The organism is Peribacillus sp. 05N428 (genome assembly GCF_056397085.1).
On record NZ_JBFTMS010000031.1, the window covers coordinates 15,093 to 34,020 of the forward strand.

Below are 18,928 nucleotides of genomic sequence, written 5' to 3' on the forward strand. Positions count from 1 at the left end.
CATATCATGGAGCGGAATGATTGAAAAGAGTTCATCCCTTTACCTTTTATCCTTCTTCCATTTACACCACCTCATTTTGGGTTTTATTTATTTTATATATAAACGGCCTTTACTGGGCCTTTTTGCGTTTTGGGGAAACGGGAATGGATGCCCATTTCGGTGTGTTATGCTTAATTTTCGATGTCACCACTGTCATGTCATCATCTATGATGCCTTTTGTTCGGATGACCTCTTCCAATATTAAATCAGAGATTTCCTGCGGATCGTCAGTTTCCATTTCCTTGATTTTTCGTTTTAGCCAGAACTCGATATTTTCAACATGTGAGGGGCCATCGAACACTCCATCGCTCATCATGATTAATATATCCCCTGCCTTAAGCTCTTCTGATACTACATCAACATCGAAATCCTGGATGATCCCCATAGGGAGGTTACTTGATTCAATTTTTATTATCCTATCCCCCCTTTTAATGAAACTCGGTATCGAACAGATTTTTAAAAACTTAGCCCTTGCGTCCTGAAGATCAATCATTGCCAAATCAAGAGTCGAAAATATTTCATCGGTAGTGCGTAGAGATAATACGGAGTTTACGGATTTAATGGCTATTTTTTCTTCTATTCCCGATTGTAAAAATTTTTGTAGCAGCTTCAATGTTTCTGTACTTTCAAAATGGRCCCTTTCCCCATTTCCCATTCCATCACTAATGGCTATTGCGAATTTGCCGCAGCCAATTTCCATGGTCGTAAAACTATCTCCTGATACAAGCCCTCCCCCCTTGGCAGCATGAGCCACACCCGTTTCGACCGTGAATTTTTTTGCTGACCTAAATATCACCTCACATTGCCCGCTTGGATACGTTGCACACTCTTCTGAATGAACGACTATCGTTTCACCTAAAATGTCAGAAAGCATAGGTGCAATCAACTTTTCACATTCCCCTCTGCCCTGGCAGTATGGGACACTCATCTCTATATCAACATTTCCTTGTTCTAGACTGTATATTTCCACATGGCCTATGTGCAGGCCAAAATCCTGGATGGCTTCCAAAATGGATTCTTCATGTACATGATGATTCTTCCTTTCCCTTTGAATTTCTTTTGCAAAATCATCCATTACTGCCGAAACGCCCCGCAGTTGATCCGCCACTAGCTTCCGACTCTCCTTCACCTGCCTTTTTAATTTTTGGTTAGCTTCAAAATAAGTAAGCTCCTGTGATATCGCCCCGATCACCTGAGGCCCGCGACTGCAATATTTCCCCCATTCTTTCGAAGTTTTTTGGGGGAGCTGACCATTATTTTCACTTAATTGAAGCATAATTTCCTGCATGCCGTCATAGGTTGTATTAAAGTTCTTGGACCAGCATTGTTCCTTTTTAAAACAAAGCTGGCACGTCTTTTCCGTTACATTACTTAAGAAGTAGTCGAATTCTTTCTCATCTTCCTCCAATCTTCCCCTTTCATCCACTTGGGAAAAGCTATTAGAGAGCGCCTCAAATACATGTGAGAATTGCTCCACCCTTTGAGCGGTGACATCCCTCACTTTTCGGGCATACTGCTGCTGTTCATCAGAATTCTCGACTGTTCCCGGTATATGTTTCGCTATTTTGTTGATGATGGATGACGGTGTCAATATAAATAGGGCCACAGCTATAAGTGATTCATAAAGGGTCACCATAATATTATTGGTGCCCTCACCATATAAACCTATCAGTAATGTGGCAATCAAGAGGCCGCTCGCAACCCCTATCTTCCTTCCCTCCTTCAATAGTCCGCCCAGAAGCCCTGAAAATGCGAGAAGGCTCATCTGATATAGACTGGCAATACTTGCCAAGCTGAATATCAATCCAGTAACTACACCTACAGTGGAGCCTATGGCGGCCCCTCCCGCCAGCCCGAAGAGGAGGACCAGGTATCGCGAGAATATATGGTCGAGTGATAAATCGTATATCATCCAGCCGATGGTTCCGGTCATCACCGAAGCCAGCAAGATGATGATGCTGACAATTTCCTCCGTCTTTAATGTTTGGGCCTTTGTCCTGACGGTCAGCATCGGGATGGACTGTATGAAGATTAAAGTTAAAATCATCGCGAGTCCCGCCTCTACTCCTACCATCATCAAGTCGTACAGCTGAATCGTTCGAAATACCAGATATTGCTCGGCCAGGTTGACCAGGAATAGTGAAGCGAAGACGTACATCGACATCGTCTTGAATTGTCCCTCCACGGCGGGCTTCTTGATCTTATGAAATAACAGGAGCAGGAACGCCGATGCAAAGATGACTAAACTATTCGAATAGTGAACGGTCAGCCCACCTGCAATCAATCCGAATAATGCCAGTGGAGCCCTATCACGCCTCATGAGAAAAACGGCTGCGAAAAACGGAAGTCCAAATGGTGCCAGCTGCGAAAGAATTAAAGCCCTTCCTAATAAGAAACCGATGATTGCTAAAGAGATACCTTTTTTTATGAATATGTCTTCACTCTTCATTTGCAGTTGTTGGATCCAATTGATGGCCCCTGCCTTCGCTTCTTTTAACTGAACATCTCCTAGAGGTTCCATCATAGGTCTTTCCACTTTTTCCATTTCAACACCCCATTCGTATTAGTGATTTTTATTATAAAGAGGGCTTGTCTATTTTTTTGTCAGAATTTTATAAGCGGATAAGAAAAACGTTCGACGAAATTCTTGTTGAATAATCATTTGTATACAGGTTTTTGTGCCTTTTTTTCCAATACAGAAACGGGTGTTCTTTTTTTTTTGAAGAAAAGCAAAGTTTTTAGGTTATTTTTGCGGAAAATAACCCGAATAAATAATCAGGAAATGGAAACCGACAAACTTTAATATTTTTGTTGACATTTTTTCTTCACGAATGTAAGATATAACTTGTGCTTCAGTAGCACTTACCATCATGGCGGCGTAGCTCAGCTGGCTAGAGCGTACGGTTCATACCCGTGAGGTCGGGGGTTCGATCCCCTCTGCCGCTATCTTTTATCATGAAACTTACGGCCCGTTGGTCAAGCGGTTAAGACACCGCCCTTTCACGGCGGTAACACGGGTTCGAATCCCGTACGGGTCATCAAATACCAAAAGCGCCTCTGCACACTTATATCAGTAAGTGTACAGAGGCGCTTTTTTTATGTCGTTGATAATAAAAGAAGACAAGCCGGCAAGCTTGCCTTTATCTACACTATGAATAATTTCACAGGAAAAGTTGCTAAACTATTATTTTTCAGCAGCAGTTTTATCCGCGTCTTCCTCCTCGACCTCCCCGTTTCGTTTCGGTGCTACGTTTTAGGGTCGTTAAGCGGTCTTCGCTATCTTTTAAGAATTTAGCCATTTTTTGCTCAAAGTTTTCTTTCGGTTGGAAACCATTACCTTTCGAGCGGAAGTCTTTGGAACGGCTGTCATTCCCTCTACCTTGGCGCGGACGTGGTGTGTATGCAGGTTTTTGCTCAACTTCAGGACGGTCTATCGCTTTTTTTATGGACAAGCCAATCTTGCCATCTTTAACGTTGATGACTTTCACCTCAACTGTATCGCCCACTTTTAAATGATCATTGATATCCTTGACATAGTTATCAGCCACTTCACTGATATGGACAAGACCGGTTGAACCTTGAGGTAGCTCTACAAATGCACCAAAATTAGTTATGCCTGTTACTTTACCTTGTAACTTGCTGCCTACTTCGATTGACATAAAAAAAATGTTCCTCCTTAGAAATGTTAAAAAAATCTCTTCACCCTATATTATAACGAAAGTAAAAAAACAGTGTCAATATTAGTCACTATCTTCCTTACCTTTTGGAAGGGTAAAAATGATTTCACCCTTTTCAGACAAGAAATAATCCCGTCTTGCTATTTTTGCTATATAATCGTCGTCATTAAGCTTTACGATTTCTTCTTTAAGAAGGGTCTCGTCTTTTTTCAATTCAGCTAACTTTCCCTTCAATTCTTGCTTTTGCTGAACTTTCTCATCCAGTGCAACATTTTGCGTTATGAGGGTGGAAACGGCAAAAATCAAAAAGACAGCGGCGAAAACTGAGTAAAGAGTTAATCTACGCATTAGACCACGCTTCTTTTTTTCTACGGTTTGTACTTTTTTCTCTTGTTGAGCGACGTAGGGATTTTCTATTTTTGCCACTTTCCTTTTACGCAGGCTACTCATTTTTTATCGCTCCTCATTTCTTTTTATTTTTCCATCCATTTAGCGTTCTAAATATAGAATTCTTTATTTTCAATAAAATCCCTTTTCCTTTATTATAAAACTTCCCGACGTTTTTCGTAACAAAAACCGGCAATAAATTCCATATATAAGTCAGAATCCATTTTAATGGTCTCCAGAATATATTCAAAATAAAGAGAAGTATTTTCCCCGCCCATTTTAATAAGGTCAAAACGAACTTACCTATCCCGATGATGATGGCTAATATGGATACTATTACCCACTTTATCGGTAGAAATATCAGCATGTGAACCGAATTTGCTATAAATCTCGCCAACTTTATCACAAGTATTATCAAAAACTCCAAAAAACGTTGATAGAATCCTTTGAAAAGTGCTTGGTAAGCTGAAAAACCGCATAATAAGGCCAAAAATAAATAGAGGCGAAACTCTCCCTCATTCACTAAAAACAAAACATAAAAAATAAGGAGACCCTGAATGATCCAGAAAAGGAAGTCATGGATGAATACAATCCATCTTTTCCTTTCTGAACGATTCAGGAACCGGCTATACGTATCCAGGGCAGCTCCAAAGCCACTGCCCATGCCTATCATTGCAAGCAACGTATAAAATTGGATCGTTAAAGTCATTTGAACAACTTGCCAAAGAATCCTTTAGCTTTCTCCCCTGATTGCTCATCTAAATAAACAAGGTCGAAAATCTTTCCCTTAATGGAAACGATGCCTTTATCTACGTCCAAATTCTTCATTTGCAAGTTTTGGCCCCGGATAGATAAGAATCCCATTGACGTTTCGAGCAGAAACTCTTCATTATCAAAGCTTTCAACTTGTTTGACACCGGTAATATCAAGTAAACGGCGGCCTTTCATCGTTACATCATGCTCTTGGGTCGTTCCCTTTGTGTAACCAGCATTCGGATCAATATATTGGCTCATTTTATCATCCCTCACAGTACCACTGATTTTGTACAAGTGTATGTCCGTAAGAGTGGAATTAGAACCAAGCCTGTCCTTACTCCTCCGCTAGCTTTTCTTCCTTAACGATGGTATACATATCTGCAGCAGCTTCTTTTTTCGTCGTTTCTTGAATTTTATCGACACGTACCGTAACAAGCTTTTGACCGAATCTGACTGTCAGCTCATCGCCATCTTTCACATTAGAACTTGCTTTGGCCTGTTGTCCGTTAATCGTGATTCTCCCTTTATCCGCAACCTCTTTCGCAAGTGTGCGGCGCTTGATCAACCTTGAAACCTTTAGGAATTTATCCAATCTCATCGACATTCAAATCTCTCCCTTAATTAAAGTCCTTTAGCTTTTGCTTCATCCCAATATGAATCCAATTCTTCCAATGTATAATCCTCAAATTTTTTGTCTGCCCTTTGAATGCACTCTTCTATATATGTAAAACGCTGGTGGAATTTCTGGTTTGCTTTGTAGACGGCTTCTTCCGCTTGTATGTCATAATAACGTGAAATGTTGACAAGCGCAAAAAAGAGGTCGCCCAGCTCTGATTTTATTCTTTCGGCATCCCTGTTCGGACTTAATATTTCCTCTTCCAATTCCTGCACTTCTTCCCTGACCTTCTTCCAGGCTTCGGAAACCTCGTCCCAATCAAATCCAACCTTCGCAGCCCTTTTTTGATACTCTTCGGCCCGAAGTAAGTTTGGCAGCGATTTCTCAATACCATCCAGTATGGATTTCAGAGCTTTTGATTCGCCCCCCTTTTCACCTTCTTTGATTTTTTGCCAGTTCACCAATACATCTTCCTCACCGTTCACTTCAACATCTCCGAATACATGAGGGTGGCGCCGAATCATTTTTGCCGTAATGCCTTCAATCACATCATCTATCGTGAACATGCCCTCATCTTCACCGATTTGTGAATGAAGCATCACCTGAAGCAGGACATCCCCAAGTTCACCAACCATACCCTCATCGTCACCTTCATCGATGGAATCAATCAGCTCATATGCTTCTTCTATTAGATATTTCTTCAAGCTTTCATGAGTTTGTTTCTTATCCCACGGACATCCGTCAGGACCTCTAAGTTCTGCGATGACCCACCGCAGCTTAGAAAACTCCCTATATCGTAAAGCTTCATCTTTAACGGGCGGAACATAAACACTCGTCAAGTTACTTAACTCCATCTGACGGTCGAGTTCGAAAAGGGCACATTTTGTCACTTTTTCCTGACTGCTGCCTGCCGCAGTTACGATATATACCTCGTAGTCATCCGGTAGCTTTTCCATCAAAGTCAGCTTCACATCGGATGCACTGAATGCGTCATACACCTGTCCGATTATCATATGCTGGGTAATGTGTAAATCATCCGGTGAAAGATCTGTTCCATCCATTAGCTGAAACCCTTCAATTGGATCGATCCTAACAGCCTGAAACAACGGGTCAAGGAAACTTTGCCCGCCTTCGAGCTTAATGGCTATTCCAAGAGCCGGACCCTTTTCAAGCAAAAGCTGTACCGTTTTTTCCGCAACCATCGGATGCCCCGGAACTGCGTATAAAACGGAACGGTTCGAGGCCTCGTCTAATAATGTTTGGGCAATTTCTTCATATACGTCTTCAAATTGGTCGTGCTTTTCATATGTCCCGTCAAACGCCGTGAAATTTATTCCTTCCCTTTTCAAATCCCCGATTACCGGATGATCAGCCGTTCTGACGTAGCATTGTTCCGTTTGAACCAATTTTTTATAAATCCCTAGTGGAAGCTGCTCTAAATCCCCAGCACCAAGGCCTATTATCGTAATCTCATTCATGATTTCGTATACTCCTATTCGTTATTATAAATCGTTTAAGCTTTGAACCTGCAGGTATAAGTGAAAGTTCTTCTTCACCGAATAAGCCTGCACGAATGGCGGTCATCACAAACACGGCTGCACCGATCCCTACACCGATCAAAGCTTGGAGCGTAGCCAACAACCGGCTTTCGCCTGAGGACATCCATTCGAATAAACAATTGAATAAAACAACCGCCGCACCCATGTAAACCGTACTCTTCAGGATTATTAGCACATGCCGCTTTTCAATTAATGTCTTTTTGATATGTACTCTCAATACCACATAAAATAATACCGTCATGATCATATACGCAAGTACTGTTGCCGAGGCTGCTCCCGCGATTTTGTAATGGGGCACCAGAACAAGGTTCAAAGCCCACTTGCTGCCCACCCCCACAATCGTGATGATCACCGGCACGAACGAATGACCTAAACTTTGAATCACTGCCGCTTCTGCCATTATGAGGGATGTGAATAAAATCGATAAAGAGAATATTGCTAAAGTAATCGTCCCTTTAACATCAGTGAACAGCATATGATTGACAGGCTTCATCGTCACCACCAGCCCGATCGCAGCAGCGACCCCGATCGTCGCACTTACACGAAGCGCCAATTTGATCTTATTCAATAATTCAAGTTGACTTTTACTCTGAACGAATCCGGATATGACAGGTACTAGCGCCAATGCAAAAGAATTAGCCACGACTGTACCTAGCTGAAGCAAAGGCTGTCCTCGATCATATACCCCTTTCCATTCTTTGGCTTCCCTTTCCCCCATCCCCGTTTCCCTTAGCAGGGAATACAGGTGCAGTGAATCGACAAACTGAAACAAGATAAGGATCAAACCAGTAATGCAAAAGGCCAACCCTTGGAAAACCAGGGCTTTGGAAATTTTGATGAAATTCACCGGTTTGATTCTCATTCGTAAAAAAAGCTTCCATTCTTCTCTTAAAATAACGAAAGCAATAAGCAGTACCAAGCCAGTAATGCCGCCTGTTATCGAACCGAGGACCGCCCCCTTGCCGACAACATATTCAGAGTAGCCCTGATGCACGAATATTGTGGAAAGGACCAGTATCGTCAATACCCGGATGCATTGTTCAGCGACCTGCGAACTTGCCGTCGGTAACATGTCGTTTATTCCTTGAAAATAGCCTCTTAATACAGAAGAAATCGGCATTAATAAATAGGAATAGGCAACGATCCTCAGCAGACCGGCTAAATGCGGATCCTTCATCCATCCTGCAATCCAATCGGCGCCAAGGAATAGTGCAGCAAACATCATGACACTTATCGAACTTAAGACGACGAATGATGTCACCAATATGTCCTTGACTGCAAAGTTATTTTTGGAAGACTCCCGTTCTGCAATAAGTTTGGATATGACTACCGGAAAGCCAATTGTCGATAATGTAAAAGCAACACCGTAGAAGGGATAAACCTGTTGATAGATATAAAACCCGATGTCACCCGCAATGTTCTGATAAGGTATGCGATAGGCCGCGCTCAAAACTTTTACGATAATCGCTGCAGCGCTCAAAATCAGCGCACCTCGAAAAAGTTCATTTGATGTTTTATTAGGCTTTTCAGCCATTCTTTTTCCCCTTTTCACTCATATGTGGTAGTTATTATAGCATAATTCTAATGGTTATTTTTCAATCCCAGCAATACTGTAAATCATTTTCCATATTCACCTCGAAAAATATTCTCCCCCTCTTTATTTCCGCCCCGATCCGGTTAACCTTTTAGAAAGAGCAAAAAGGACAGCGCGAATGCTGCCCTTTCCATCTTTTAAGATATGAATGCATGTCCAAGGTTACTGTTCCATTTGTCTAGCTAGGAAGCTTGCTGCTGTTTCAACCGATTTCTGTTCCACTTCACCAATGGTGCTGTCTTTAGAGAAAATCAAGACGGCACCAATCGGGTCGCCACTCGCAATGATCGGAGCTGCAGTATAAGATTGGACCTCTTCATCATTGGAATCAACGAATGAGACTTGTCCGTTCGGAGACTCCAAAACAGGATTTCTTTCTTCCATGATCTTTTCCACTAGGTCACTAACACTTTTGTTTAAGTATTCTTTTTTGGAGCCGCCTGCCACCGCAATGTAAGTATCCCTGTCACAAATCATAACTGGGTTTCCAAGGCTATCATATAGTGCTTCTGCATATTCCCTTGCAAAATCGCCTAATTCACTAATTGGAGAGTATTTCTTTAGGATGACTTCACCATCTCTGTCCACAAATATTTCCAATGGATCTCCTTCACGAATACGGAGTGTCCTGCGAATTTCCTTCGGGATGACGACTCTTCCTAAATCATCAATTCGGCGAACGATACCAGTTGCTTTCATCTAATGTTGCCTCACTTTCATCTAATTGATTTGATAAATCCTCATTTTGTAGCAAAATCATCACCAGCTATTGTACTTAGTATTTTTCTAATGGTAAGTTCTATGCACTTTGAAAAAATTTTTCTTTTTGTTGCATTTTTTTACCATGGTACCTAAAAAAATTTCTTCAAGAGGACAATCATCAATTCTAATTTTTAGTGGCTTGCGTCTCTTTTTTTACATACTGTAAACCCTTGGCCATCTCAAATAAGATATTGAGCCATTTGCTTTGTTCCACGCCTTTTATGTGCAGGACCAGCTTCATTCGATTGCCATCCATGCCGAAGCCCACCATACGGCCATACTTCGATCCCAGCTCGAACACCTTTTGTCCATCCACATCGCTGCTGACCTTTTCCCTAAGGAGAATGCTGATTTCCTGTTTTAATTGTTTAATGCTTTCAATTCCGGCCTTTTCAGCATATACCTTCATTTCGGCAATCATGAATAAATAGGAAACTTCTTCTGGATACTCTCCGAAACGATCGATCATTTCATCCTGTAATTCTTCCACTTCTTCAAGTGAAGCGATACCTCTGAACCTTTTATACATTTCTATTTTCTGATGTCCATCCATTATGTAGGCATCAGGGATATAAGCATCCACTTCAACGTCAATTTCCAGTGTGTTCTTCTCTTCAGCTGGTTGGTCATTACGTTTCGCATCCACCGCTTCTTTCAGCATTTGTGAATACAGATCAAAACCAACCGAATCGATGAAGCCATGTTGTTGAGCCCCTAGAATGTTTCCAGCTCCCCTGATGGATAAATCACGCATCGCGATTTTGAACCCTGAACCCAATTCTGTAAATTCCTTAATGGATTGAAGACGCTTTTCTGCCACTTCCGTCAACACTTTATCTTTCCTATAAGTGAAGAATGCATATGCCACCCGATTGGATCGACCTACACGGCCACGCAGCTGATAGAGCTGTGAAAGTCCCATTCTATCCGCTTCATTCACGATAAGCGTATTGACATTCGGGATATCAACACCCGTCTCTATAATGGTTGTACTTACCAAAACATCATATTCGCCTTCCAAAAAGCCGAACATGACGGCTTCCAGTTCTTGCTCTGTCATTTGCCCATGAGCATAGGTAACACGGGCATCGGGCACAAGCATGGAAATTTCTTCTGCTTTTCTTGCTATATCCTCTACCCGATTGTAAAGGAAATAAACCTGACCGCCCCTGGCCAATTCCCGTTCTATCGCTTCCGTTACCAATGAGCCATTATACTCCATGACATAAGTTTGGATCGGAAACCGGTTCTCAGGCGGAGTTTCGATGACGGACAGATCCCTCACGCCCAGCATCGACATATGAAGGGTCCTCGGAATCGGTGTCGCAGTCAAAGTCAGTACATCCACATTAGTTTTTAACCGTTTGATCTTTTCCTTATGTGTAACACCAAAGCGCTGTTCTTCATCAATGATAAGCAATCCCAAATCGCGGTACACGATATCTTTGGATAAAATCCTATGCGTGCCAACCACAATATCCACCGTGCCGGCCTTCAATCCTTTTATCGTCTCCGTTTGCTGCTTTTTAGTCCGGAAGCGGCTCATATGGCCAATCGAAATCGGATAATCCTGAAAACGCTCCCTTAATGTTTCATAATGCTGCTGGGCAAGGATTGTGGTCGGAACTAGAAACGCAACCTGCTTCCCATCCATTATGGCTTTAAAAGCGGCCCGGATCGCCACCTCTGTCTTCCCATAACCAACATCGCCGCATAATAAACGATCCATCGGCCGTTCCCGTTCCATATCCTTTTTGATTTCGACTATGGAACGTAATTGATCTTCCGTTTCGTTATAAGCGAATGATGTTTCGAATTCCCTCTGCATATCACCATCAGGTGAAAAGGCATAGCCCTTTGCCGCTTCTCTTTCTGCGTATAACTTGATTAAATCATCGGCAATGTTCTCAACGGATGATTGAACCTTGCTTTTGACACGTTTCCATTCCGTACCGCCTAGCTTATAAAGCTTCGGCTCTTTTCCTTCAGAACCGACATATTTTTGAACAAGATCAATTTGGTCGACAGGAACATACAATTTGTCATCCGCTTGATAACGAATATTCAGGTAATCTTTATGGACCCCATTTATTGTAAGGGTTTCAATACCTAAGTATTTACCGATACCGTGGTTAACATGAACGACATAGTCACCGATCTTCAGTTCGGAATAACTCTTGATTCGCTCTGCATTCGATAGTTTCTGTCTCCGTACCGATTTCTTTGACTTCTTATTAAACAATTCCGTTTCCGTAATGATACTGAATTTTTGCATAGGCAATTCAAAGCCACTATTCAGACTGCCGCGTAAAATCTGTACTTTACCTGGAAGGATGCTGTCAGCATTAAACAGTTCTGCTGCCTCTATATCATAGTCGGCTAAAACCGAATGCAGCTTTTTTACCCGTTCTTCATCCTGTCCAAGTATGACGACTGTATATTTCCCTTTTTTCCAACGTTCCAGTTCAGCTTTGAACACATTCATCTGTCCATGGAAATTTTGCATTTGTTTACTGGCAAAATTCAGGATATTCTGAGGATTCGTATGCGGTACATGCCGTAAAAACAATGAAAGGTATACAAACGGCCTGCTGGATTTCATTATTAATTCCTGCATGGGATGGGCTAATTTAATGTCATGGATAATTTGTCCCTGACTTAAAAGGTCCGTGTACCAACCAGCCTCTTCCTTTTCCAAAGAATCATTGATTTCCTGGATTCTACTGATTTCATCTAATAAAACCAAACCATTTACCGGTAAATAATCTATTAAACTAGCTGGATCTTCATACGCTAAACTTAAGTATTTAAAGATTTTGTCGGGTATATTCCCCATTTTCAGCTGTTCAAGTTCATAACTGATCGTTTGGACCAGCTGTTCCTTGGTTTTCTCGTCCTTAAGTTTCTTCAAGCTTTTACTTAATCCGCTCTCGAGCCTAGTTATGATTCTTTCGATATGCTCCGTCTCTAGCAAAGCCTCACTGACGGGACCGATCGTCACTTTCTTGAGTTTTTCGATGGATCGCTGGTCTTCACTTGAAAAAGTCCTTATTGAATCTATTTCGGTATCGAATAATTCAATTCGTATTGGATTAGGTTCGGTGATCGGGTAAATATCGATGATACCGCCCCTGATACTGAATTCACCTGGAGAAGCAACCATTTCAGACCGGTTATAACCCATGGCAATGAATTTATTAAGCGTTGATTCAAGCTCGATGTCTTCCCCTAGATTAAACGCTAGCTGATACCTCTTCCAAATATCCTTTGGAGGAAGCACACGACGCACCCCAGGAATCGGGGCAATGACAATCCCTTTCTTTCCCTCTGCCCAAAAATTCAATGCCTCAACACGTTGGGCCCTTAATTCCGGGCTTGCAACACTCAAATCAGCCGCAATCAATTCATTGGCTGGATATATATACAATTCTTCCTCGGGAATGAAACTTGATAAGTCCTCATGGAATTTTTGTGCTTGCAATAAATTATGGGTAACCAATAAAATAGGCCTATTCGTCTTTTCATATACGGAAGCCAGCAATAGCGATCTCGAGGAACCTGTGAGACCAGAGACGATTTGCTCCTTAAGCCCTTCATCGATGCCGGCTATTAACGAATGAACATCATCTTGTTTGGAGAACAAGTTCTGCAATCCATTCATTTTCTTTCCCCCCTCTCTTTAACGTGCGAAAAACCATTTGCTGTATTTGAACTTGGCCATCACCAAGATCCTCTTTATTAACGGCAACTTTTATGTGCCCTGGTATTCCAGACAAACGGAAAAATGCTTTGGATTTTGTCCAAAGCCCTCTCCCGCTAATGAATAATATAATCGTTTTCATATAAATCAGGGTTTCTTTGCAGCGATTCATGGCAATCTTCACATATCGCCCTTACATGCATATCCCCTTCAGAATCATAAACGATCATCTCTTGTCGCTCTTCATCGGTAAGTTGATTAAAACCTAACTGCTCCGTACTCAGTGAGTGTGCCTCGATTGAGCCCAGCTTAGTTCCGCAATGTCGGCATCGATAATGGAGAGCCATTTGGTAACCCCCTATTTTTGTAATAGTGTTAGTATGTACAAAAGTAGAGGGTTTTTATTCAGCGAAACAGGAAGATATTATTCTTTACTTATATCTACTCTCTGCTTATTGGTTATATTCGTTCATGACCTGTATAAATGGTTTTTCCAACCAGGATTCACATGAAGCTGCGCTTTTTTCGATCGTTGCCCCGACATGATCCCATTCTTCAGGCGAAAAACGCCCTAATACATAGTCAGATACCGGAATGCGGCCAATCGGGCGGCCAATGCCTATTCTGATTCGATTGAATTCCTGTGTACCCAAATGGGCAATTGAAGATTTTATCCCGTTATGACCGCCTGCACTTCCTTTTTGACGAAGGCGAAGCTTTCCTGGAGGCAAATCAAGGTCATCATATATTATGACCACATCCGCGATATCCACCTTAAAGAAATGCATGACAGCCGAAATAGATTCTCCTGACAAATTCATATAGGTTAAAGGTTTAAGCAATAAAACTTTTTCTCCCTTTACCATTCCTGAACCATATATCCCCTTATGTTTTGCTTGATCAAGAGGGATCGACCATCTCCTGGATAACTCATCTATTACTTCAAATCCGACGTTATGTCGGGTTTTTTCATATTGTTTACCGGGGTTCCCTAACCCTACAATAATTTTCATGATTCACACTCCGTCATTACGGTTATTTAGGGAGTTACACTGGGACGAAGTTTTTCCAAGATCCATCGACCTTAGAAAAATAGTACCCTAATTTCAAGCTGGACTGCAAGCGACCGGAGAACTAATTAGGTAAAATCCAAATTAAAGGATTCCATTACGAAAAAAAATCTGTCCGATTTAAATGGATGCATCCAGAGATTGAAAAGACGTAACTCGTTAAGAGCTACGCCTATTATATCATGATTCACTTGTTTAATCCCGGCATCATGACTCTGGTGATGCCTTGGTTTCCCTGCCTTCTTCATTTTCAGGGATACCGCCATCCTGCTGTTCGCCCGTACTTATTTCCTCTTCCTGGCGAGGAGCCAAAACAGATGCAACAACTTCTTCACCATCGTGGCCGATTGTAACTTGCTTATTCGTTTGGATATCGGATATGTAGATTGTATCCCCTACCTGAAGTTCGGTAACGTCAACATCGATGGAGTCAGGAATGTCATTAGGTTTAGCCGTGACCGTCACTTCATGAAGAGACTGCTGGAGGACCCCACCGTCTTTCACGCCTTTACAAACACCGACAAGGTTAATGCGAACTTGTGCCTGTAATTGAGCGGACATATCCACAATTAAAAAGTCTGCATGATAAATGGAGTTTTTTAGTGGATCCTTTTGATAGTCAGAGAGCATGACTTTATAACTCTTACCTTCCAAGTCCAAAGAAATGATTCCATTACGGCCTATTTCCTTGATTGTCTTTTGAAGCTCGATATTATTGACGGAAATGGCCGTACTGTCATTTTTATTGCCATATACTATCGCAGGGATTTCGCCGCTTTCCCTCAAATTCCTTAAATTAGAGTGTTTTGAATCCGTACGTTCTTTTGCAGCTAATATATTACTCATACATCCTCCGCCTTCCTAAATATGAATTACAAGTTTCTCTATATTTAACATTTCCCTAAATGGTGAATCATTAAACATGAAAGGTAAAATCCGCTGGGAGCAAGAAGGCGATAAACATATGGTAAACATAGGAATTCTCTGCAAAATCTTTTTTCATTCTTTTTTCTCTAATTCAAGCGTGAATCGCTTTTTTTTCCATTTTTCCTTCAACTTGCATCACTCGGTCAAGGATTTGGGCTGCTAGTGATGAGTATTGAATACTATCCTTTTTCCGTGGTCTCGGCAGATTGATTTCCTTATTCATGACGACTTTTCCTTCTTCGATTAATATGACACGGTCGGCAAGCATTACGGCTTCTTCAACGTCATGTGTAACAAGTAAGGCAGTAAAGTCCCTTTTCCTCCATAGTTCTTCAATCAGCCTTTGCATGCCAATTCTCGTCAAAGCATCCAATGCCCCTAGCGGCTCATCCAGGAGGAGAATATCAGGTTGGTTAACCAATGCCCTCGCTAATGCAACCCTTTGTTTTTGCCCCCCAGATAAAACGGACGGCCAATCATTTGCTCGATCTGCAAGGCCCACTTGCTCCAGTAATTCCATAGCGTTTGACTTCCAATCCCCTTTCAAGCCTACGCCAATATTTTGAAGGATTTTTTTCCAAGGAAAAAGCCTGCCATCCTGAAACATCGTCCGTGATGATTTATTTAATCCATTCAATGGTTTTCCATTCACCAGTATCTGCCCGCCCGTCGGCTTTTCCAGTCCTGCCACAAGACGAAGCAAGGTGCTCTTTCCACATCCGCTCTTACCGACAATGGCTATGAATTCTCCCTTTTTAAATGCCAGGTCCATCCCCTTTAATACTTCAAACTCCCCAAAATCCTTTCTTACACCCTGCAACTCCAACGAATTACCATTTTTCATGTTAATGACCTCCTCATTGGTATGACGGATGCCACTTTAAGCATCTTTTTTCAATTATTTTGGCCGCAACGTCCGATATTTTCCCTAATAAGGCATATAAGAGAATACTAAGAACAACAATATCCATCCTCATGAATTCACGGGCATTCATAGCCATATATCCAATTCCGGAATTAGCGGATATTGTTTCTGCGACAATTAATGTGACCCACATGATTCCAAGGGAGAAGCGGATTCCCACCAAAATGGATGGAAAGGCTGCAGGGAGAATCACATTCCAGAATAAAGAAAAACCACTCAACCCATAAACCCTCGCCGCTTCGATTAATCCCTTATCCACCGATTTAACACCATGAAATGTATTTAAATAGATAGGAAATAGAACCCCTAAAGCGACAAGGAAGATTTTCGCTTCTTCATCTATACCAAACCATAGAATCACCAGCGGTATTAAAGCTAAATGCGGAATATTACGCAACATCTGAAGCGAGGTATCGAATAAGGTTTCAGCAATGGATGATAATCCATTTAATAAACCAAGTACAAAACCAATAATCCCGCCTATTAAAAAGCCGATGAAGGCACGCTGAGCACTGATGCCGATATAATCAATAAGTTCACCCGTCCCCAGTAATGCAACACCTGCTTGAAACACTTCAGTCGGGGCAGGCAATATCCGTTCCGACAGAATCCCCCACAAGGACAGCAGCTGCCAAGTTACCAAAAGGAGAATGGGCACAAGCCATGATATGAGGTGGAACTTATTGAACTTTTTGTTTAACTTCATCTTCAATTTCACTTCCTTTTGTAGGGTAGTGGTCATTAGCCAATATTTCCCCGAATGGGCTCGTAGCTTTTGAAACGGGTCCTTGCAGCCTCTCAACAGGGAGTAAAGGGAATAATAATTCCGCAACTCTGTACGCTTCTTCAAGATGAGGGTATCCAGATAAAACAAAGGATTCTATTCCGATTTCTTCATATTCCTTCATTCTGGCAGCAACATTTTCTGCACTCCCGACTAGTGCCGTACCCGCGCCCCCGCGCACAAGACCTACACCTGCCCAAAGGTTAGGGCTGATTTCAAGCGAATCCCTGTTTCCGTTATGGAGTTGCGACATCCGCTTTTGGCCCACTGAATCAAACCTTTCAAAAATCTTTTGTGAATTTTCAATCATTTCATCATCCACATATTTAATGAGTTCGTCCGCTGCCTGCCAAGCTTCTTCTTCCGTTTCTCTCACAATGACATGCATGCGAATGCCGAATCTGACTTCACGTCCGTACTCTGCTGCTTTTTTACGTACCTTTTCAATTTTTTCAGCCACTTGCACCGGTGGCTCACCCCAAGTCAAGTACACATCAATATGCTTTCCCGATATATCGATGGCTGGATCGGATGAACCTCCGAAATAGAGCGGTGGATACGGTTTTTGTACAGGTGACAACAGAATATTTCCACCTTCAACCTTTAGGTGCTCCCCTTCATAGTCCACACTCTCACCAGACATTTCCTTTCTCCAGATATCGAGAAATTCATTTGTTTGCTCATAGCGTTCCTTATGATTTAGAAACACGCCATCACCTGCCAATTCGACTGGGTCCCCCCCAGTTACAACATTGATCAAAAGACGGCCATTCGACAGCCGGTCGAAGCTTGAAGCCATACGCGCAGCTAAGGTTGGCGACATTAAACCTGGACGAATCGCAACTAGAAATTTCATTCTTTCCGTTGCGGAAATCAGTGAAGAGCCCACTACCCATGCATCCTCACAAGACCGTCCCGTCGGAAGCAAAGCCCCTTCAAAACCTAAATGATCAACCGCCTGTGCTATTTGTTTTAAATAAGGAAGCGTGATTGCCCTCCCTCCCTTTGTCGATCCTAAATAGCGACTTTCCCCATGCGATGGTAAAAACCAAAATACTTTCATTTTCATTTCCCCCTTATTGTTTTTTAAGATCTGCTGAAGCATCCAGAATATTAATCTTGCTTGGGATTAATTTAAGATGGTAAAACGTATCGGCAATCTTTTGTTGATCATCCAAAACCCCATTGGAAATCTCCTCAAGTCCATATTCTTTTCTATTTAATGTTTTTTCCAATGCCTCCACACTCATTCCAATTTCCGGAGATAGAAACTCAGCGACGTCCCTTGGGTTTTCTTCAATCCATTTATCAACTTTTATCAGTTCTTCTTTGATAATCTTCAAAGCCTCTTCATTCCCGGCAAATGAATCAGTTGCCAAAAAGAATTCCCGATTCGCCACCAGTCCTTCTCCATCCTGAATCGTTTTCGTTTCAAGTTCCAATTCCGCCGCTGATAAAAATGGATCCCATATTACCCAGGCATCGATTTGGTTTCCTTCAAAAGCAGCCCTCGCATCAGCCGGTGGCAAGTAGACGGGCTGAATGTCATCAAGAGTAAGACCTGCTTCCTCTAACGCTTTGACCAATAAATAATGAACATTGGAACCTTTATTCAAGCCAACCTTCTTTCCCTTTAAATCTTTCACATTTTTAATGGGTGAATCCTTTTGTACAACTATAGCCTCTCCTGATGGGTTTGCCGGCTGATTGGCAATATAGACAAGCGGAGCATTGGCTGCTTGTGCAAATATCGGCGGTGCCTCCCCTGTGTGCCCAAAATCAATACTGCCGACATTCAAGGCTTCAAGCAGTTGAGGCCCTGCAGGGAATTCAGTCCAATCGACTGTATATCCCACTTCCTTTAAATGTGTTTCCAGCTCCCCTTTTGATTTTAAAATATTTAATGTCCCGAATTTTTGATAACCGATTCGGATGGTCTTATCCGATTCTTTTGCGTCAGCACTTGTGGAACTGTTCTTTTCCTGCCCGCATGCACTTACTATCAGCATGATGATGCTGAAGATGGACAGCAGCCATATCTTTCGTTTTTTCTTCATATTCTGCACACCCTTCTTAAACTATTTATATAAAAATAAAAGGCTCCTTTTCTTCACCAATAGGACAATAGGGCA

General features: G+C 42.0%; 17 protein-coding genes and 2 tRNA genes. 2 read left to right on the forward strand and 17 right to left on the reverse strand.

What is annotated here, in order from left to right; all coding sequences use genetic code 11:
* Positions 1-109: 109 nt before the first annotated feature.
* Entirely contained in the window at positions 110-2,584 is a 2,475-nt protein-coding gene (gene spoIIE / locus AC1DIV_RS22250; RefSeq protein ID WP_477577423.1) for a stage II sporulation protein E, read from the reverse strand.
* 327 nt (positions 2,585-2,911) lie between these two features.
* Here spoIIE and AC1DIV_RS22255 point away from each other — a divergent pair.
* Positions 2,912-2,985 (forward strand) — tRNA-Met (locus AC1DIV_RS22255).
* Between the two features lie 20 nt (positions 2,986-3,005).
* Positions 3,006-3,077: transfer RNA gene (locus AC1DIV_RS22260), tRNA-Glu, on the forward strand.
* A 165-nt stretch (positions 3,078-3,242) separates the two neighbouring features.
* Here the strand turns inward: AC1DIV_RS22260 and AC1DIV_RS22265 are convergent.
* The 16 genes from AC1DIV_RS22265 to AC1DIV_RS22340 all read right to left on the reverse strand — a co-directional run bounded on the left by AC1DIV_RS22265 (position 3,243) and on the right by AC1DIV_RS22340 (position 18,853).
* Positions 3,243-3,698: a S1 domain-containing RNA-binding protein gene (locus AC1DIV_RS22265; RefSeq protein ID WP_034316303.1), complete on the reverse strand. Its 456-nt coding sequence runs from the start codon at positions 3,696-3,698 to the stop codon at positions 3,243-3,245.
* 81 nt (positions 3,699-3,779) lie between these two features.
* Positions 3,780-4,166: an FtsB family cell division protein gene (locus AC1DIV_RS22270; protein ID WP_034316305.1), complete on the reverse strand. Its 387-nt coding sequence runs from the start codon at positions 4,164-4,166 to the stop codon at positions 3,780-3,782.
* A 13-nt stretch (positions 4,167-4,179) separates the two neighbouring features.
* On the reverse strand, positions 4,180-4,812 hold the full coding sequence (gene yabQ / locus AC1DIV_RS22275; protein WP_048690026.1) for a spore cortex biosynthesis protein YabQ: 633 nt from the start codon (positions 4,810-4,812) through the stop codon (positions 4,180-4,182).
* A complete protein-coding gene (gene yabP, locus AC1DIV_RS22280; protein WP_034316308.1) occupies positions 4,809-5,117 on the reverse strand; it encodes a sporulation protein YabP in 309 nt (102 codons plus the stop codon). Before yabP ends, yabQ begins: the two co-directional genes overlap by 4 nt.
* Positions 5,118-5,193: 76 nt before the next feature.
* Complete coding sequence (locus AC1DIV_RS22285; protein WP_034316386.1) at positions 5,194-5,457, reverse strand: RNA-binding S4 domain-containing protein; 264 nt, start codon at positions 5,455-5,457, stop codon at positions 5,194-5,196.
* Positions 5,458-5,480: 23 nt separating this feature from the next.
* Entirely contained in the window at positions 5,481-6,953 is a 1,473-nt protein-coding gene (yabN, locus tag AC1DIV_RS22290; protein ID WP_340878266.1) for a bifunctional methyltransferase/pyrophosphohydrolase YabN, read from the reverse strand.
* Positions 6,946-8,568, reverse strand: coding sequence for a putative polysaccharide biosynthesis protein (locus AC1DIV_RS22295; RefSeq protein ID WP_340878265.1), 1,623 nt, complete (start codon positions 8,566-8,568; stop codon positions 6,946-6,948). The genes yabN and AC1DIV_RS22295 overlap by 8 nt, the downstream gene beginning before the upstream one ends.
* A 222-nt stretch (positions 8,569-8,790) precedes the next feature.
* The gene (gene spoVT / locus AC1DIV_RS22300; RefSeq protein WP_034316314.1) at positions 8,791-9,327 is read right to left on the reverse strand and encodes a stage V sporulation protein T; all 537 of its coding nucleotides are present in this window, start codon (positions 9,325-9,327) and stop codon (positions 8,791-8,793) included.
* Positions 9,328-9,514: 187 nt separating this feature from the next.
* Positions 9,515-13,051 (reverse strand): transcription-repair coupling factor, encoded by a 3,537-nt coding sequence (mfd, locus tag AC1DIV_RS22305; RefSeq protein ID WP_340878264.1) that lies wholly within the window; start codon positions 13,049-13,051, stop codon positions 9,515-9,517.
* Positions 13,052-13,206: 155 nt separating this feature from the next.
* Complete coding sequence (locus AC1DIV_RS22310) at positions 13,207-13,437, reverse strand: anti-sigma-F factor Fin family protein (protein ID WP_034316319.1); 231 nt, start codon at positions 13,435-13,437, stop codon at positions 13,207-13,209.
* A gap of 105 nt (positions 13,438-13,542) precedes the next feature.
* Positions 13,543-14,103, reverse strand: coding sequence for an aminoacyl-tRNA hydrolase (gene pth / locus AC1DIV_RS22315; RefSeq protein ID WP_048690016.1), 561 nt, complete (start codon positions 14,101-14,103; stop codon positions 13,543-13,545).
* 264 nt (positions 14,104-14,367) lie between these two features.
* Positions 14,368-15,006: a 50S ribosomal protein L25/general stress protein Ctc gene (locus tag AC1DIV_RS22320; protein ID WP_034316323.1), complete on the reverse strand. Its 639-nt coding sequence runs from the start codon at positions 15,004-15,006 to the stop codon at positions 14,368-14,370.
* 172 nt (positions 15,007-15,178) lie between these two features.
* The gene (locus AC1DIV_RS22325; RefSeq protein WP_340878262.1) at positions 15,179-15,931 is read right to left on the reverse strand and encodes an ATP-binding cassette domain-containing protein; all 753 of its coding nucleotides are present in this window, start codon (positions 15,929-15,931) and stop codon (positions 15,179-15,181) included.
* Between the two features lie 13 nt (positions 15,932-15,944).
* Positions 15,945-16,718, reverse strand: coding sequence for an aliphatic sulfonate ABC transporter permease SsuC (ssuC, locus tag AC1DIV_RS22330; RefSeq protein WP_202808332.1), 774 nt, complete (start codon positions 16,716-16,718; stop codon positions 15,945-15,947).
* Entirely contained in the window at positions 16,693-17,859 is a 1,167-nt protein-coding gene (gene ssuD / locus AC1DIV_RS22335; RefSeq protein ID WP_323599548.1) for an FMNH2-dependent alkanesulfonate monooxygenase, read from the reverse strand. The genes ssuC and ssuD overlap by 26 nt, the downstream gene beginning before the upstream one ends.
* Positions 17,860-17,872: 13 nt before the next feature.
* Positions 17,873-18,853: a sulfonate ABC transporter substrate-binding protein gene (locus tag AC1DIV_RS22340; RefSeq protein WP_340878261.1), complete on the reverse strand. Its 981-nt coding sequence runs from the start codon at positions 18,851-18,853 to the stop codon at positions 17,873-17,875.
* Positions 18,854-18,928 lie beyond the last annotated feature (75 nt).

What these genes read in the sequence shown, in the direction of transcription:
- AC1DIV_RS22265 (WP_034316303.1), bottom strand. Translation starts at nt 3,698, where the DNA reads ATGTCAATCGAAGTAGGCAGCAAGTTACAAGGTAAAGTAACAGGCATA.
- AC1DIV_RS22270 (WP_034316305.1), bottom strand. Translation starts at nt 4,166, where the DNA reads ATGAGTAGCCTGCGTAAAAGGAAAGTGGCAAAAATAGAAAATCCCTAC.
- yabQ (WP_048690026.1), bottom strand. Translation starts at nt 4,812, where the DNA reads ATGACTTTAACGATCCAATTTTATACGTTGCTTGCAATGATAGGCATG.
- yabP (WP_034316308.1), bottom strand. Translation starts at nt 5,117, where the DNA reads ATGAGCCAATATATTGATCCGAATGCTGGTTACACAAAGGGAACGACC.
- AC1DIV_RS22285 (WP_034316386.1), bottom strand. Translation starts at nt 5,457, where the DNA reads ATGAGATTGGATAAATTCCTAAAGGTTTCAAGGTTGATCAAGCGCCGC.
- yabN (WP_340878266.1), bottom strand. Translation starts at nt 6,953, where the DNA reads ATGAATGAGATTACGATAATAGGCCTTGGTGCTGGGGATTTAGAGCAG.
- AC1DIV_RS22295 (WP_340878265.1), bottom strand. Translation starts at nt 8,568, where the DNA reads ATGGCTGAAAAGCCTAATAAAACATCAAATGAACTTTTTCGAGGTGCG.
- spoVT (WP_034316314.1), bottom strand. Translation starts at nt 9,327, where the DNA reads ATGAAAGCAACTGGTATCGTTCGCCGAATTGATGATTTAGGAAGAGTC.
- mfd (WP_340878264.1), bottom strand. Translation starts at nt 13,051, where the DNA reads ATGAATGGATTGCAGAACTTGTTCTCCAAACAAGATGATGTTCATTCG.
- AC1DIV_RS22310 (WP_034316319.1), bottom strand. Translation starts at nt 13,437, where the DNA reads ATGGCTCTCCATTATCGATGCCGACATTGCGGAACTAAGCTGGGCTCA.
- pth (WP_048690016.1), bottom strand. Translation starts at nt 14,103, where the DNA reads ATGAAAATTATTGTAGGGTTAGGGAACCCCGGTAAACAATATGAAAAA.
- AC1DIV_RS22320 (WP_034316323.1), bottom strand. Translation starts at nt 15,006, where the DNA reads ATGAGTAATATATTAGCTGCAAAAGAACGTACGGATTCAAAACACTCT.
- AC1DIV_RS22325 (WP_340878262.1), bottom strand. Translation starts at nt 15,931, where the DNA reads ATGAAAAATGGTAATTCGTTGGAGTTGCAGGGTGTAAGAAAGGATTTT.
- ssuC (WP_202808332.1), bottom strand. Translation starts at nt 16,718, where the DNA reads ATGAAGTTAAACAAAAAGTTCAATAAGTTCCACCTCATATCATGGCTT.
- ssuD (WP_323599548.1), bottom strand. Translation starts at nt 17,859, where the DNA reads ATGAAAGTATTTTGGTTTTTACCATCGCATGGGGAAAGTCGCTATTTA.
- AC1DIV_RS22340 (WP_340878261.1), bottom strand. Translation starts at nt 18,853, where the DNA reads ATGAAGAAAAAACGAAAGATATGGCTGCTGTCCATCTTCAGCATCATC.